This is a genomic window from Streptomyces phaeochromogenes, assembly GCF_001418655.1.
Lineage (GTDB): Bacteria > Actinomycetota > Actinomycetes > Streptomycetales > Streptomycetaceae > Streptomyces > Streptomyces phaeochromogenes.
This window is the reverse complement of the sequence record NZ_LIQZ01000553.1, coordinates 1-15,257: the sequence shown is the minus strand read 5'-3', so window position 1 is coordinate 15,257 and position 15,257 is coordinate 1. Positions and strand designations below refer to the sequence as shown.

Sequence of the window (15,257 nt, the reverse complement as noted above, 5' to 3'; positions counted from 1 at the left end):
CCACCCACCCCACCCCTCACGCCGGCGCAGCCACCCGTACGCGGGTGGGGGTGCGGGTGGCTGCGCCGGGGTGAGGGGTGGGGTGGGTGGAGGCCGTTGTGCGGGTGCGGGTCGGTCGGGGTTGCTCGCGCAGTTCCCCGCGCCCCTGAAAAGCGGGGCTGCGCCCCTGGCTTTCGTCTTCAGGGGCGCGGGGAACTGCGCACTCGGCCCAGAACGACCCGCGGCGAACTCATCACGCTCGGCCCCACTCACCTCAGAGGCGCGGGGAACTGCGCGACAAGCCCCCCCACCCCCCACCGGCCCGCAGGCGGAACCAGGTCGTAACTCCCCTACAACTCCTTGCCGGAGGGGGCCGCCGTCGTGGGGCCCACGATCAGGCCCTCCCCGAACGCGTCCACGCGGACCGTGTCGCCGTCGTTGACCTCGCCGGAGAGGATTTCCTTGGCGAGCCGGTCGCCGATGGCGGTCTGGACGAGCCGCCGCAACGGCCGCGCCCCGTACGCCGGGTCGTTGCCCTCGTCGGCGAGCCAGGCCAGCGCCGCGTCGGTGACCTCCAGGGTCAGACGCCGCTCGGCGAGCCGCTTCGCGAGCCGGTCGACCTGGAGCCTGGCGATCCGCTCCAGCTCGGTCTTGTTCAGCGCGGAGAAGACGACCAGATCGTCGAGCCGGTTGAGGAACTCCGGCTTGAAGGAGGCCCGTACGACCTCCAGGACCTGCTGCTTCTTCTCCTCCTCGGACGTGAGCGGCTCGACCAGATACTGGCTGCCGAGGTTCGAGGTGAGGATCAGGATGGTGTTGCGGAAGTCGACCGTCCGCCCCTGGCCGTCCGTCAGGCGGCCGTCGTCCAGCACCTGGAGCAGGATGTCGAAGACCTCCGGGTGCGCCTTCTCCACCTCGTCGAGGAGCACGACGCTGTACGGGCGGCGGCGGACCGCCTCGGTCAGCTGGCCGCCCTCCTCGTAGCCGATGTAGCCGGGCGGCGCGCCGACCAGCCGGGCCACGCTGTGCTTCTCCCCGTACTCCGACATGTCGATGCGGATCATGGCCCGCTCGTCGTCGAAGAGGAAGTCCGCGAGGGCCTTGGCGAGTTCGGTCTTGCCGACGCCGGTCGGGCCGAGGAAGAGGAACGAGCCGGTCGGGCGGTCCGGGTCGGCGATGCCCGCGCGGGTGCGGCGTACGGCGTCCGAGACGGCCTGCACCGCCTCCGTCTGGCCGATCAGCCTGCGGCCCAACTCCTCCTCCATGCGCAGGAGTTTCTGGGTCTCGCCCTCCAGGAGGCGTCCGGCGGGGATGCCGGTCCAGGCGCCGACCACGTCCGCGATGTCGTCCGGGCCGACCTCCTCCTTGACCATCGTGCCCTTGGCGGCCTCCTCCTCGGCCTCGGAGGCTTCCTCCAAGTCCCTTTCCAGGGTGGGGATCTCGCCGTACAGCAGCTTGGAGGCGGTGTCGAAGTCGCCGTCGCGCTGGGCCCGTTCGGCCTGGCCGCGCAGTTCGTCGAGCTTCTCCTTCAGCTCACCGACGCGGTTGAGGGACTGCTTCTCCTTCTCCCAGCGGGCGGTGAGGCCGCGCAGCTCCTCCTCCTTGTCGGCGAGGTCGCGGCGCAGCTTCTCCAGGCGCTGCTTGGAGGCGGGGTCGGTCTCCTTGTCGAGCGCGAGCTCCTCCATGCGCAACCGGTCGACGGCGCGCTGGAGTTCGTCGATCTCGACGGGGGACGAGTCGATCTCCATCCGCAGCCGGGACGCGGACTCGTCGACGAGGTCGATGGCCTTGTCCGGCAGGAAGCGGGAGGTGATGTAGCGGTCGGAGAGCGTCGCGGCGGCGACGAGCGCGCTGTCCGCGATGACCACCTTGTGGTGGGCCTCGTACCGGCCCTTGAGTCCGCGCAGGATCGCGATGGTGTCCTCGACGGTCGGCTCGGCGACCAGCACCTGCTGGAAGCGGCGTTCGAGGGCGGGGTCCTTCTCGATCCGCTCGCGGTACTCGTCCAGGGTCGTCGCCCCGACCATGCGCAGCTCACCGCGGGCGAGCATCGGCTTCAGCATGTTGCCGGCGTCCATGGATGAGTCGCCGCCGGCACCCGCGCCGACAACGGTGTGCAATTCATCGATGAAGGTGATGATCTGCCCGTCCGAGTCCTTGATCTCGGCCAGGACGGTCTTCAGGCGCTCCTCGAACTCACCGCGGTACTTGGCGCCGGCCACCATCGCGCCCAGGTCGAGCGAGACGAGCCGCTTGTTCTTGAGCGACTCCGGGACGTCACCCTTCACGATCCGCTGGGCGAGCCCCTCGACGACGGCGGTCTTGCCGACGCCGGGCTCGCCGATGAGGACGGGGTTGTTCTTGGTGCGGCGGCTGAGCACCTGCACGACCCGGCGGATTTCCTGGTCGCGGCCGATGACGGGGTCGAGCTTGCCCTCACGCGCGGCGGCTGTGAAGTCCGTACCGAACTTTTCGAGAGCCTTGTACTGGCCCTCGGGATCCGGGGTGGTCACCCGGCGCCCTCCCCTGCTCTTCTGGAAGGCCTCCAGCAGCTTCTTCGCACTGGCCCCCTGCTGGGAGAGTACGTCCCCGCTCTGGCCGCCCTTCGCCGCGATCCCCATGAGCAGGTGCTCGGTGGAGAGGTACTCGTCGCCCAGCTCCTTGGCGCGCTCGGCGGCGTCGGCGATGACGGCGAGCAGTTCGCGGTTGGGCTGGGGCGGGGCGACGGTGGAGCCCGTCACGCTGGGCAGCGCGCTCAGTACGCGCTCCGCGCCGGTGCGTACGCCGGCCTGGTCGGCCTCGACGGCGGCCAGCAGGTCGGTGATGTTCTCGTTCTCCTGCCCCTCAAGGAGCGCGAGGAGCAGATGCGCGGGGGTGAGATCGGCGTGACCCCCGGTCACGGCCCGGTTGCTGGCCGCGTTGATCGCGTCCCGGCTCCTGTTGGTCAGCTCGGCGTCCACGTGTCCGTTCTCCTCCTCGTGCTCCTGCACATACATGTGCTCCAGGTCGGCCTGACCCAACCAACGTACACAAAGTTGAGTCTATTCCGCTCAAGAAGGTGCGGGCGAGGTTCAGCGGCTAAGTTCCCGTCCATGGCCTCGTACCCCGTGAACCCGCGCGATCCCGACGACACGTACCTCGGTTTCTGGCGGGAACGTCACCTGTGCACCCTGACCACCCTCCGTCCCGACGGCACGCCGCATGTGGTGCCCGTCGGGGTTACATACGATCCGGAGGCCGGTCTCGCTCGGGTGATCGCGAACAAGTCCAGCACGAAGGTGCGGAACGTGCAGGCCGGCGGGCCCGACGGCGTCCCGGTCGCGGTCTGCCAGGTGGACGGGCGGCGGTGGGCGACGCTGGAGGGGCGCGCGACGGTTTCCACGGATCCGGTGCGGGTCGCGGAGGCGGTACGGCGGTACGCCGAGCGCTATGGCCGGACCCCGTCCCCCAACCCGTCCCGGGTGGTCGTCGAGATCGCGCTGACGTCGGCGCTGGGGCACGGCTGATCGCGCGACTGACCGCGCGACTGACGGGAAACGGGTGCGAGGTGCGCGCACAGTGGGGCACCAGTCAGGTACCAGGCTGGTTTCAGCCCTTGTGGAAACCGGTGGATGACCTGAAATATGCCTGGAAACTGCAGCGGCGTCACCGTGTTCAGGTCACGGTGACGCCGCTGCGGGGGGAAGCGCCTGAGCGATTTACAACGACGGGGGAATCGCGTCAGGCACTGCGGGGGGTGGCTGAGATGGCTCGTACGTCCGGGGCTTCCGGCTCGACCAGCCGGTGGTCACGCTGGTCGAGGTTCACAAAGATCATTCCGTACCGAATGGCGCACCGTACCGGCTGCGGCGCCCCCCGAGGCCGTCGCAGACACCGATACGCCCGTACGTCGTCGTCCTCGTCCCGGGTCACCACGACCGGCTCCCCGAACACCGTCACCATCAATGAGTCACCGCTGTGGGGGACAGCAGTGGCCAGATCGATGAAGTGCCAGCCGGAGCGGTACGCGGTGGCCATTTCTCGGCGGAAGGAGCGGTCGTCGGGTGGAGTGGTCACGTCAACTCCCGGAACCATCGTCCACCGGAACCCCCGGGTTCACCGGGACCACCGGCCAGTGGGAGTCGACAGGAGCGGCCACGACGTCCACCGCTGCCGCCGGCCAGTGACTGTCGGCCTGATCACCCTTCGCGCCGGAGAGGTCACCCAAAGCTCCGAATGCCACGACGGCAGAGAAGGCGGCGACAAGCACCGAGCGAAGCATTGTCTTACGCATAGTCGGCTTCGTCCTCACTTGAAAGTCCCGTCTTCCCCCGTCGAGTACGACGATGGCTCATTCGGGCACGTGGTGACCACATAATCGATGCATCATGTTCCTGCACGTTCAGGACCCTGGGGGGTGGAGATTTGGCAACAAACGGGACTAAGGCGACACATCCCCATCCGGTGACCGAACTGTGTGAGGAAGGTGGCCGTCTTTACACGAACGCTCTCCGCACAGGACGTATCGCCCGTGCGGATGTGGAGCCCGCCCCCTGCTTGATGGAGTTCGCGCTCCTGCACCCGGATCCCGACGATGCGGAATGGCTGCGCCCGGTACCACCGTCGGTCGCCCTCGCGCAGCGGCTCAACCCGATTGAGCGCGAGATCACCGAGCGCAGACGGCTGTCGGTCGAGCTGTCAGACATATTTGAGCCATTCATGGCGCTCAGCCTTCAAGGAGCGGCACCCACACACTCGATCACAGTGCTGGAGGGCGGCGATCGCATCAACGCGGCGCTCAACCTGGCCACAGCCCAGTGCCGGGCCGAGATGCTCACGATTCAGCCGAGCGACCGCGGGTCCGAACGCAGCCTCCTTCAGGGACTGGAACGAGACAGGCCTCTCATAGAGCGCGGAGTGCGAATCCGGACCCTCTACCAGCACACGGCCCGCTACAACCCCGAGAGGCTGGCCTACGTGGCACAGCTCTCGGACGGCAAGGTGGAGTACCGCACCATCGACGAGCTGGTGGAGCGCCTCATCGTCTGCGACGAGACCGTCGCCTTCATCCCCACCCGTGACGACCAGCAGGTTGCACTGGAGCTCCGTCACCCGGGCCTGGTCCGCTACCTGGTCAAGGTCTTCGAGTTCGTCTGGGGCCGAGCAGTCCCGCTGACCGCCGGCGCCCCGTACGAGACCGCCGCCGATGGAATCACCAACATCCAGCATTCCATCGCCAAACTGCTCGTCGAAGGCCACGTCGACGAGGCCATAGCCCGCCGCCTCGGCATGAACGTACGGACCTGCCGCGCCCACATAGCGAAGCTGGCCACCGCCCTCGGCAGCGGCAGCCGGGCCCAACTCGGCTTTCTCATAGCGCAGTCGGGGATCCTGGAGCAGGATCACTGACCATGTCCTCCAGAGAGAACCGTGAGCTTCACGCACACGGAGCCGAGGAGCTGTGCGAGGCGGGTATGAGTCTCTACGCCCGAGCCCTGCGCGAGGGCAGTGTGCGCGGAGTCGATGGCGAGGCTGCTCCCTGTCTGCTCGACCTCGGCCTGTTGCACCCCGACACGGACGACGAGAAGCGCCTGGTGCCCACGGCACCGACCGTCGCGCTGCCCCGGCTCCTTCGGACGTTCAACGAGCGGATCGCGGAGGAACGGCGACGGGAGACTCGGCTGGCCGAAGCGTTCGAACCACTGATGCGGATCGAGGGCAGCCATACGGCGGTGACAGACGCCCCCACGATCAGGGTTCTCCGTGGCAAAGGACAGATCGACCTGGCCATCACGGAGGCCCTGGCCAAAGCGAGCGAGGAGCTGCTCGCGATCCAGCCGCACAACGGCCTGGCCGCCAAAACCCTGGGCACCGCCCTGGAACGCGACCAGGCACTGCTGGATCGGGGTGCCCGCATCCGCACCCTCTACCAGCACCCCGTCCGCCACACGCCTCCGGTGGTGGCCCGCTACGAGCTGCTCCGGGGCGATGTGGAAGCGCGCACCCTCGACGAAGTGACTGAGCGACTACTGGTCATCGACCGCGCTGTGGCGTTCGTCGCGGCGAGCAAGGACCGTACGGTCGCACTGGAAGTCCGCACTCCGGCGCTGATCACGTTCTTCGTCACCACTTTCGACCGCCTCTGGCGCCTCGCCACCCCCATGTACCCCGAAGCCGTACACCCCCCATCCCTCAACGGCGTCACCCCCCGCCAGCACGCCATCGCCGCCCTCCTCGTCGAAGGCCACACCGACGCGGCCATCGCGGACCGGCTCGGGCTGAACATCCGTACCGCCCGCGTTCATATCGCCAAACTCGCCGCCACCCTCGGCAGCGAGAGTCGCGCGCAGCTCGGTTATCTCATCGGTCGGTCGGGGATTCTGGAAGCCCGGGACCGGGAGACGTGAGGGGCTGGAGTTCCGGGTCGCGGGGCGGGCCGTCGAGGCCGGCCTGGGCTATGCGCACACCCAACTGCGTACGGCTGGCCGCGCCCAGCGTCTCCGAGAGGCGGGCTATGTGGGCGCGGCACGTACGGACGCTGATGCCCAGCCGCTCCGCGACCACCGCGTCCTGGTGGCCCTCCGCGAGCAGGGCCGCGATGGAGCGCTCGCGGTGCGTGATGCCCTCTATGCCCGTGTCCGGGAGGGGCGCGGTCAGCGGGATAGCCAGGCGCCAGAGCCGTTCGAAGACGGTGACCAGGTAGTCCACCAGCGCCGGATGCCGCAGTTCGAGGGCGATCGTGCGGTCGGAGCTCGCGGGGATGAAGGCGACCGTGCGGTCGAAGACGATGAGCCGCTCGGTGACCTCGTCCAGGGTGCGGGCCTCGGCCGAGTCGCCCATCAGCTCCATGTAGTTGAGCAGGCCCTGCCCGTGCCGGGCCACATGCGTGTACAGGTCGCGCATGCGCACGCCCCGGCGGCGCAGTGCCATCGCCCGGTGCAGGCCCTCGGAGAGTTCGTCCTCGCGGCGGATGCCGCCCGGCTGGACGGCCAGCACCTCGGACGAGCACGCCTCGGTGGCCTCGTCCATCGCGGCCCGGATCCGCGGCAGTCCGTCGAGCACCCGGATCGCCACGCCCTCGGCGCGCGAGTGGGCGTTGCCGCCGAGGGCCGCGTACCACTCGAAGGCGGACACCGCCGAGCCCATGCGCGACTGCGTCGCCACGACGTGCTCGTGCATCTCCCGCAGCAGCCGTGTCATGACCTCCTGCGGCGAGGTCGGCACCAGCCAGCCCATGTCGTCGGGGTCGGGGTGCAGCAGCGCCAGCTCGACCAGGCAGGGCACGGTCTCGGCGTCCTCGCGGGACACCCGGCCGCGTCGTACCGCCCGGGAGTACACCCGGTCCCCCGCCTCGCACAGGCGGTCAGCACCGTGCGGATGCGCTTCCTTCCCGTGCCCGGCCATCTCCTCAACCCCCGGTTCAAGCCTCTTCCGGAGCGCAACTATGCGCGGCTGCCACCGCCTCCGCAACACGGCTTCGACGAGCCCGCACCCCCTATCGTCCCAGTTGATACGCCTTTGCCCCCACCCCAGCATGGCTCGTTGCAACAAGCTGATGGCGGTCGCGAAGCCGACGGCCTGGCGCGGATGCGACGCGCGAGGACAAGGAGAAGACGAGCGACTTGTGTGAGCTGCCGGAAATCGTCGAGTGATCGGCACGTTACGTATCGCACTTAACGTCAGGCCATGGCGGACATATTTGACGCATACGCGTTGGCCGACGCGTGGGACGAGATGTTTGAGCGGCCGGGTGAGGTCAGGACCGCCTATGAGCCGGTGCTGGCGGCACTTCAACCGATGGAACCGGCCGAACTTCGGTTCAGGGCCGATCAGATGGCCCGGTCGTTCACGGACCGGGGTGTGACGTACGCGTTCGCGGGGGAGGAGCGGCCCTGGCCGCTGGACCTCGTGCCGCGCGTGCTGGACGCGCTGGAATGGGATCTCATACAGCGCGGGGTTTCTCAACGGGTCAGGGCTCTGGAGGCCTACCTCGCGGACGCGTACGGGCCGTGCCGGGCCTTCGAGGACGGGGTCGTGCCCTGGCGGCTCCTCCTCAACTCGCCCCACTTCCACCGGGCGGCGCACGGCGTGGAACCCCCGGGAGGGGTACGCATCCACGTCGCCGGCATCGATCTCGTACGGGACGAGGCCGGCGACTTCCGGGTCCTGGAGGACAACGTCCGGGTGCCGTCCGGGGTCTCGTACGTCATCGAGAACCGCCGCGCGATGACCCGGATCTTCCCCTCGCTCTTCGCCGAGCAGCACGTCCTGCCGGTCGACGGGTACGGGCAGCGGCTGCTCGCGGCGCTGCGCGCGGCGGCGCCCGACGGCGTCGGCGACCCGCGCGTCGTCGTGCTCACCCCCGGTCCCAGCAACGCCGCCTACTTCGAACACGCCCTGCTGGCACGGCTGATGGGCGTCCAGCTGGTGGAGGGGCACGATCTGGTCTGCCGCGGGAACCGCGTGTGGATGCGGACCACGCGCGGCGAGATGCCCGTCCACGTCGTATACCGGCGGCTCGACGACGACTTCCTCGACCCGCTGCACTTCCGGCCCGACTCGGTCATCGGCTGCCCCGGCATCATGAACGCCGCCCAGGCCGGGAACGTCACACTCGCGAACGCGGTGGGCAACGGCATCGCGGACGACAAGCTCCTCTACACGTACGTTCCCGATCTCATCCGGTACTACCTGTCCGAGGAACCGGTCCTCCCCAATGTCGAATCGTTTCGCCCTGATGAACCCGGGCAGTTGGAAGCCGTCCTCGACCAGCTCGACCAGCTCGTCGTGAAGCCGGTCGACGGGGCCGGCGGACAGGGCATCGTCATCGGACCGCACGCGGACCGGCAGACACTCGATCGCGTACGCAAAGAGGTCGTCGCCGATCCTCGAGGGTGGATCGCCCAGCGGCCGGTGGCCCTGTCCACCTCCCCCACCCTCGCGGGCGAGCGGATGGCTCCGCGGCACATCGATCTCCGGCCGTTCGCCGTGAACGACGGCAGCGATGTGTGGGTGCTGCCCGGCGGGCTCACCCGGGTCGCGCTCCAGGAGGGCAACCTCATCGTCAACTCCAGCCAGGGCGGCGGCTCCAAGGACACCTGGGTACTCGCGGAGGGCCCGGCGGAGGGTCCGGTCGCGGAGCCCTCGGGTCCGCTGCCCGAGGTCGCCCCGCGCCAGCTCGGCCCCGACGGCGACCGTCTCGTCCCGCAGGAAGGGGCGCAGCAGCAATGACACCCCCGCACGACGGAGCGTCCGCAACTCAAGCCGCCCTAGCCGCTCAAGCCGCACACGCAGCAGGAGGTACGGCCGTGAACGACGTGATCCTCTCCCGCATCGCCGAGGCGCTGACCTGGACGGGCCGCTATGTCGAACGGGCCGACGCCACCGGCCGCATCCTCGACGCGTATCTGCACCGGCTCCTCGAAGACCCCTGGCGGGACGAGGACGTGGCCTGCCGCTCGCTGTACGCGATCCTCGGCGTCGACGCGGGCACCGGCCCCGTCGACATGCAACAGGTCCTGGACCAGCTGGCCTTCGACGCCCGCTCGACCTGTTCCATCGAGGGCGCCCTGGGCGCCGCCCGGCTGAACGCGCGCAGTGCCCGCGAGGCGGTGTCCTCCGAGATGTGGGAGTGCCTCAACTCCACCTGGCACGCCCTCGCCGACCAGCGGCTGGCGGCCCGCCGCACCGGCCCGTACGCCTATCTGGAGCTGGTCCGCCGGCGGGCCGCGCTCTTCTGCGGGCTCGCCGACTCGACGATGAGCCGGGACGACAGCTGGCGTTTCGTGGTACTCGGCAGGAGCCTGGAGCGGGTGGACATGACCGTACGGCTGCTGTCCGTACGGGTGTTGGACGCGGCGCACGCGCCCGACTGGCCGACGCTGCTCAGCGCGAGCGGGGCGGACGAGGCGTACGCGCGGGTGTACGGCGGTTTCGGGGACACCGCCCGGGTGGCCGAATTCCTCATCATGGACCGGGAGTTCCCGCGGTCGGTGCTGCACTCGCTGACCACGGCGGAGGAGTGCCTGGCGGCGCTCGGCCGCCCGCGCCAGGATCCGGCGCGCCGCCCGATCGGCAGGATGCGTACCCGCCTCGAGTACCTGGACTCGACGGCTCTGGAGGACGTACTCCCGTCTTTGCTACGGGAACTGCAGACGTCCTGCATGGCCTCCGCCGAGGCGGTCGCGGAGAGGTTCTTCCCGTACCAGGGGCCCGTCGAGTGGGCCCAGGAAGGAGCGTGAGCATGAACGCGAACACGAGCCCGAACGGCAACGGCAACACGAGCGCGAGCGGGAACGGGAACAGGAACGGGAACGCGCCGATGACCCGTCGGCTCCGCATCCGGCACGTCACCCGCGTCTCGTACGCGCAGGCCGCGGTCCGCTCCCACAACGAGGTCCGCATGACCCCGCTGACGCTGCCGGGCCAGACGACGCTGGACGCCCGCGTCCTGGTCAACCCGTCCACCCCGACCTGGTCGTACTGGGACTACTGGGGCACCCAGGTCACCGGCTTCGACCTGATGGAGCCGCACGAGGATCTGACGATCACTGCGGTGAGCCTGGTGGAGACGTCACCGCCGGCCGATCTGTCACCGGCCCCGACCTGGGCGGAGGTGGCCGAGCGGGTGGCCAACTCCCGCCTGTTGGAACACTCGGTGCAGACCTCCCGTACGGCCGTCCCCGAGGAGCTGGTCGAGCGGGCCCGCACGGCCGCCGCGGGCCTGGACCCGCACGAGACGGCGGTCGCGGTCTCGGACCTGGTCGCCGACCGGGTCTCGTACATCCCGGGCTCCACGGGCGTGAACACCAGCGCGGCCGAGGCCTGGGACCAGGGCGCGGGCGTCTGCCAGGACATCGCCCACCTGACGGCCGGGCTCCTGCGTGCGCTCGGCCTGCCGACCCGCTACGTCTCCGGCTACCTGCACCCCGAACGGGACGCGGAACTGCACCGCCCCGTCGCCGGCCAGAGTCACGCCTGGATCGAGTACTGGGCCGGCGACTGGACCGGCCACGACCCCACCAACCGCACCCGCGCCAACGAGTCCCACGTCGTGGTCGGCCGGGGCCGCGACTACGACGACGTCACCCCGCACAAGGGGATCTACCGAGGGGTGGCCGGGGGCCCGCCGGAGGTGACGGTGGAGTTCACCCGGGTGGCATGAGCTCCCGGGTGTCGTGAACTCCGGAGAGCATGACCTCCCGGGCCCCGTGGGCCGAGAGGTTCAGGGGTTTTTCCACAGATGTGGGAAACCCCCTGAACCGTCCCGGTTACGCGCGTCGACCGCGCACCGCACAAGGTGCTACTTGATACCGAGGGAGTCGCAGGCCGCCTTGTACTTGGCCGTGCAGATCTGTTCGGCCGTGTAGATGCCGTCCTGGAGGACCGTCGACTTGATGGTGTCCTTGGTCAGGGCGGAGACCTGGAGGAGGTTGGCCGGGATGTTCTTCTTCGTGGGGCTGGTGACCTTGTCGGGGGTCAGGGAGTCGAACTCGATTCCGAAGCCGCGGACGACGGCCACGGCCATCTCGGCGGCGGTCTCCGCCTCCTGCGGGTACGGCTTGTAGACGCTCATGAACTGGTCGCCGATGACGACGCGCTGCACCGCGTCCAGTTCGGCGTCCTGGCCGGTGATCGGCGGCAGGTTGGTGACCCCGGCCGCCTTCAGCGCGGAGATGATGCCGCCGGCCATGCCGTCGTTGGCGGAGTAGACCCCGGCGATGTTGTCGGCGCCGAGGGCGGAGATCGCGGCCATCATGTTGGCCCGGGCGTTGGCCGGCTTCCACTCCTTGGTGTCGTACGACTTGGCGATGGTCACCTTGCCCTTGAGCTCACCGAGGGCGCCGTCCTTGAACTGGGCGGCGTTCGGGTCCGTCACCGCGCCGTTCATCATGACGATCTTCTGCGACTTGCCGGCGCCGAGCTCGTCGACGAGGGCCCGGCCCTGCACCTGGCCGACCGCCTCGTTGTCGAACGAGACGTACGCGTCGATCGGCCCCTCGGCCAGCCGGTCGTACGCGATGACGGGAATCCCCGCCTCCTTGGCCTGCTTCACCCCGGAGGCGATGGCCTTGGAGTCCACCGCGTCCACGAGGAGTACGTCGACCTTGTCGGCCACCATCCGCGCGAGCTGCTTGTTCTGCTCGGCCGCGTCCTGCTCGGCGTTCTCGTAGACGACCTTGCCCTTGCCGCCGGTCAGCGTCTCGACCTTCTCCTTGATGATCGGGTAGTCGAACTTCTCGTAGCGCGAGTTCGACTTCTCCGGCAGCAGCAGCCCCACGGTGATGTCGTCGCCCTTGGTCGGGCTCGCTTCGTCGCCGTCGCTGCTCCCGTCAAGTGCTCCGCATGCGGCGAGCATGAGGGTCATCGTGGAAGCCGAGACGGCTACGGCGGTGCGACGTATGGCGCTGTTCACTTTCGGGTGCCTTCCGGACGAGGGCGCAACCGTGCGGGCCCAGGTGACAAAAGCCAACGTCGGGGTTCCTGGTGCGTCAAGGAGTAACTGCTAACGAGATCGCAACAGAAACCTGTGGAGAGACCGGGGTGATGTAGGGGAAATCCGTCGGGCAGGGGTCCACGCGCTCGTCGTACGAGGGGGTCGAGGGTGGGGCGGACCTGGTCGGAAGCGGCCAGAACACCACGTCCGGGTCAGTACGGGCACCTGTTCGGCCGCGTACGGATTGCGGTGGCGCGCCTCTCGGAAGTTGCTGGGAAGAGGTGCCGGGAGCAGTTGCCGGGACCAGGCAGCTCGTCCCGCTCGTGTCCACACTCACTCTGGAGTCCCCATGCGCACGCTCTCCCGATGCCTCATACCGCTTCTGGCGGCCGGCTGCCTGGCCGTGACGGCCGGTACGCCCGTGATGGCCGCGACGGCCTTGACGGCCGACGCCGGTGCGGGTGCCGGTGCCGTGGCGCCGGCCGCGCCCCTGCCGGTACCCGAGCCCTCCCCCGACCCGTGTGCCGCCGACTGGTCCGCGCTCACCGGGCTCACCGAAACCGGCACGCTCCGCGAGGCGATCGTCGCCTGCGTCGAGAGCTACACGGAACGCCCCCTCGAAAGCTGGCTCCAGGCCCCGCCGAAGCTGCCCGTGGAACAGATGACACAGCTGACACAGGCGGCTCAGGTGGCGCCGTCGGAAACGAAGGAGCAGGGGGTCACGGCCGTGGAGGACTGGACCGGCGCAGACGCCGCCGATGCCGCCGATGCCGCCGACTGGGAGGACGATCTGGCCTGCGACCTCGCCGAGATCTTCGACGAGCCGACGATGTGCCACCTGGCCCCCGCCAATCCGGCCCACTGACAAAGCAGTCCGCAGCAGAAGGGCTCACAGAAGGGCGCACGGCAAAGGGTCCGTGAATCACGGGAGAGGGTGGGCGGTGTTTCCCGCCGGAGAACGCCCACCCCTTCCGACCAGGGACGACACCGCCTCTGACCCTGCCCGCATTTGACAGAACGGCTCGGAGTGTGAGCACTGAAGGCGGAATTGAATTTCCCCGGTGCCCACAATCAATATCGCCCGTCAAGGGGGAGAAGAACCACATTTTGAGAATGCGGATTCTCGCCCTTCCCGGCGGAAATCGACTGCTACGTTTGGGCTTCGTCCCGAGTCAGGCAGGCGTGCCGTGGACGGCAGCCCCGCTCGGATTGCACCGCGGGTGTTCTCGTTCACCGTCGACCCAGCGCGCCCTTTCGCTTCGGTTCTCAGCCCATCCCTTTGGAGTTCCTCCATGTCTGCGGACAGCACAGCTGTCACCACTCCCGCACGCCCGGAAACCGGCACCGGCACCGGCACCGGCACCCCACCCCCAGGCCGTCACCTCGGCCTCGCCCTGGTCGTCATCGCGGCGGCCCAGCTGATGGTCGTACTCGACGCCACCATCACGAACATCGCCCTGCCCGCCATCCAGACCGACCTCGGCGTCTCCGACGCGAACCTCGCCTGGATCGTCAACTCGTACGCGCTGGCCTTCGGCGGACTGCTCCTGCTCGGCGGCAAGGCCGGTGACCTCTTCGGCCGCCGGCGCATGTTCCAGGTGGGCATCATCGTCTTCACCCTGGCCTCCCTGCTCGGGGGACTGGCCCCGAACGAGGGCCTGCTGATCGGCGCCCGCATCCTCCAAGGCGTCGGCGCCGCGCTCGCCGCGCCCAGCGCGCTGGCCCTGATCACCACCACGTTCCCGGTGGGCAAGCCCCGCAACACCGCGATGGGCGTGTACGCGGCCATGGGCGGCGTCGGCGCCACCGTCGGGCTCCTGCTCGGCGGCACGCTCACCGATCTGCTGGACTGGCGCTGGGTGTTCTTCATCAACATCCCCATCGGCCTGGCCGTCCTGGCCGGCACCCGCACCCTCGTCGAGGCCGAACGCCACCCGGGCCGCCTCGACGTGCCCGGCGCCATCACCGGCACCGGCGGTCTGATCGCCCTCGTCTACGGCATCACCCGCGGCGGCGAACACGGCTGGACGAGCGGGGCGACCCTGGCGTCCTTCGCCGCGGCCGTCGTCCTGCTGGCGGTCTTCCTCGTCCTTCAGGCCCGCAGCTCGCACCCGATGATGCCGCTGCGGCTGTTCCGCGACCGCAACCGCACCGGCTCGTACGCCACCATGCTGTTCATCGGTGCGGGCATGTTCGCCACGTTCTACTTCCTGACCCTCTACATGCAGCTCATCCTGGGCTACAGCCCCGTGAAGACCGGCTTCGCGTATCTGCCGTTCAGCTTCGGTATGGCCGCCGCGGCGGGGGTCAGCTCCAAGCTGGTCACGCACTTCGCACCTCGGTTGATCGCCGGGCCGGGGCTGCTGGTCGCCGCGGTGGGCATGGGGTGGTTCGCGACGCTGGAGGCGGACTCGTCGTACGCCGCCCATCTCATGCCGGCGATGTTCGTCACCGCGCTCGGTCTCGGCCTGAGCTTCGTGCCGATGACGCTCGGGGCGGTGAGCGGGGTCGACCATCTGGACACCGGGGTCGCTTCCGCGTTGCTGAACACCGCGCAGCAGGTTGGTGGGGCGTTGGGGCTCGCGGTGCTGTCCACGATCTCCACGTCGGCTGCCGATGGCAAGGTGCCTGATGCCGCCGCGTCCCTCTACCGGGGGCTGGCGACTGAGGACTTCGGGCTTGTGTCGCGTGCGGGGGAGGCGCTGACGCACGGATACACGATGGCGTTCGTCGCCGCCGCGGGGATGTTCCTGGCGGGCCTCGTCGTCACGGCCTTCGCGGTCGACGCGGGGCGCCAGGGGGAGGCGGGGTCTGTGCCTGGGGCCCACATGGGCTGACCCGAACGTTTTTCGCCCCCGCCGCC

12 protein-coding genes are annotated in these 15,257 nt (G+C 69.3%); 8 read left to right on the top strand and 4 right to left on the bottom strand.

Annotated elements, in window-relative coordinates; translation table 11 throughout:
- Positions 1 to 329 precede the first annotated feature (329 nt).
- Positions 330 to 2,939 carry an ATP-dependent chaperone ClpB gene (gene clpB / locus AOK17_RS45545; protein WP_055618533.1) on the bottom strand — a complete coding sequence of 870 codons (2,610 nt, stop codon included), beginning with the start codon at positions 2,937 to 2,939 and terminating at the stop codon, positions 330 to 332.
- Between the two features lie 132 nt (positions 2,940 to 3,071).
- Here clpB and AOK17_RS51120 point away from each other — a divergent pair, with 132 nt between their 5' ends.
- A complete protein-coding gene (locus AOK17_RS51120) occupies positions 3,072 to 3,485 on the top strand; it encodes a pyridoxamine 5'-phosphate oxidase family protein (RefSeq protein ID WP_055618530.1) in 414 nt (137 codons plus the stop codon).
- A 214-nt stretch (positions 3,486 to 3,699) separates the two neighbouring features.
- Here AOK17_RS51120 and AOK17_RS45535 read toward each other — a convergent pair whose 3' ends face one another.
- Positions 3,700 to 3,996, bottom strand: coding sequence for a Rieske (2Fe-2S) protein (locus AOK17_RS45535; protein ID WP_055618529.1), 297 nt, complete (start codon positions 3,994 to 3,996; stop codon positions 3,700 to 3,702).
- A 387-nt stretch (positions 3,997 to 4,383) separates the two neighbouring features.
- Between AOK17_RS45535 and AOK17_RS45530 the strand changes: the two genes are divergently transcribed.
- Positions 4,384 to 5,367, top strand: a complete 984-nt coding sequence (locus AOK17_RS45530) for a helix-turn-helix domain-containing protein (RefSeq protein ID WP_079053662.1) — start codon at positions 4,384 to 4,386, stop codon at positions 5,365 to 5,367.
- Between the two features lie 2 nt (positions 5,368 to 5,369).
- Positions 5,370 to 6,365 (top strand): helix-turn-helix transcriptional regulator, encoded by a 996-nt coding sequence (locus AOK17_RS45525; RefSeq protein WP_055618527.1) that lies wholly within the window; start codon positions 5,370 to 5,372, stop codon positions 6,363 to 6,365.
- Here AOK17_RS45525 and AOK17_RS45520 read toward each other — a convergent pair.
- Positions 6,319 to 7,362, bottom strand: coding sequence for a helix-turn-helix transcriptional regulator (locus tag AOK17_RS45520; RefSeq protein ID WP_055618526.1), 1,044 nt, complete (start codon positions 7,360 to 7,362; stop codon positions 6,319 to 6,321). The two genes, AOK17_RS45525 and AOK17_RS45520, sit on opposite strands and share 47 nt — an antisense overlap.
- Before the next feature lie 282 nt (positions 7,363 to 7,644).
- Between AOK17_RS45520 and AOK17_RS45515 the strand changes: the two genes are divergently transcribed.
- From AOK17_RS45515 to AOK17_RS45505, 3 genes are all read left to right on the top strand, one after another.
- Complete coding sequence (locus AOK17_RS45515; RefSeq protein WP_055618525.1) at positions 7,645 to 9,189, top strand: circularly permuted type 2 ATP-grasp protein; 1,545 nt, start codon at positions 7,645 to 7,647, stop codon at positions 9,187 to 9,189.
- Between the two features lie 77 nt (positions 9,190 to 9,266).
- Entirely contained in the window at positions 9,267 to 10,199 is a 933-nt protein-coding gene (locus AOK17_RS45510; protein WP_055618524.1) for an alpha-E domain-containing protein, read from the top strand.
- An 80-nt stretch (positions 10,200 to 10,279) separates the two neighbouring features.
- Entirely contained in the window at positions 10,280 to 11,122 is an 843-nt protein-coding gene (locus tag AOK17_RS45505) for a transglutaminase family protein (protein WP_055618532.1), read from the top strand.
- 138 nt (positions 11,123 to 11,260) lie between these two features.
- Here the strand turns inward: AOK17_RS45505 and AOK17_RS45500 are convergent, their stop codons facing one another.
- Complete coding sequence (locus AOK17_RS45500) at positions 11,261 to 12,325, bottom strand: sugar ABC transporter substrate-binding protein (protein WP_206190946.1); 1,065 nt, start codon at positions 12,323 to 12,325, stop codon at positions 11,261 to 11,263.
- A gap of 418 nt (positions 12,326 to 12,743) precedes the next feature.
- On the opposite strand from AOK17_RS45500, the gene AOK17_RS45495 reads away from it, so the two are divergent.
- Positions 12,744 to 13,259, top strand: a complete 516-nt coding sequence (locus tag AOK17_RS45495; RefSeq protein WP_055618523.1) for a hypothetical protein — start codon at positions 12,744 to 12,746, stop codon at positions 13,257 to 13,259.
- 427 nt (positions 13,260 to 13,686) lie between these two features.
- Positions 13,687 to 15,231, top strand: a complete 1,545-nt coding sequence (locus AOK17_RS45490) for an MFS transporter (RefSeq protein ID WP_055618522.1) — start codon at positions 13,687 to 13,689, stop codon at positions 15,229 to 15,231.
- The last annotated feature ends 26 nt before the right edge of the window (positions 15,232 to 15,257 follow it).

What these genes read in the sequence shown, in the direction of transcription:
- AOK17_RS51120 (WP_055618530.1), top strand. Translation starts at nt 3,072, where the DNA reads ATGGCCTCGTACCCCGTGAACCCGCGCGATCCCGACGACACGTACCTC.
- AOK17_RS45535 (WP_055618529.1), bottom strand. Translation starts at nt 3,996, where the DNA reads ATGGCCACCGCGTACCGCTCCGGCTGGCACTTCATCGATCTGGCCACT.
- AOK17_RS45525 (WP_055618527.1), top strand. Translation starts at nt 5,370, where the DNA reads ATGTCCTCCAGAGAGAACCGTGAGCTTCACGCACACGGAGCCGAGGAG.
- AOK17_RS45520 (WP_055618526.1), bottom strand. Translation starts at nt 7,362, where the DNA reads ATGGCCGGGCACGGGAAGGAAGCGCATCCGCACGGTGCTGACCGCCTG.
- AOK17_RS45515 (WP_055618525.1), top strand. Translation starts at nt 7,645, where the DNA reads ATGGCGGACATATTTGACGCATACGCGTTGGCCGACGCGTGGGACGAG.
- AOK17_RS45505 (WP_055618532.1), top strand. Translation starts at nt 10,280, where the DNA reads ATGACCCGTCGGCTCCGCATCCGGCACGTCACCCGCGTCTCGTACGCG.
- AOK17_RS45500 (WP_206190946.1), bottom strand. Translation starts at nt 12,325, where the DNA reads ATGACCCTCATGCTCGCCGCATGCGGAGCACTTGACGGGAGCAGCGAC.
- AOK17_RS45495 (WP_055618523.1), top strand. Translation starts at nt 12,744, where the DNA reads ATGCGCACGCTCTCCCGATGCCTCATACCGCTTCTGGCGGCCGGCTGC.
- AOK17_RS45490 (WP_055618522.1), top strand. Translation starts at nt 13,687, where the DNA reads ATGTCTGCGGACAGCACAGCTGTCACCACTCCCGCACGCCCGGAAACC.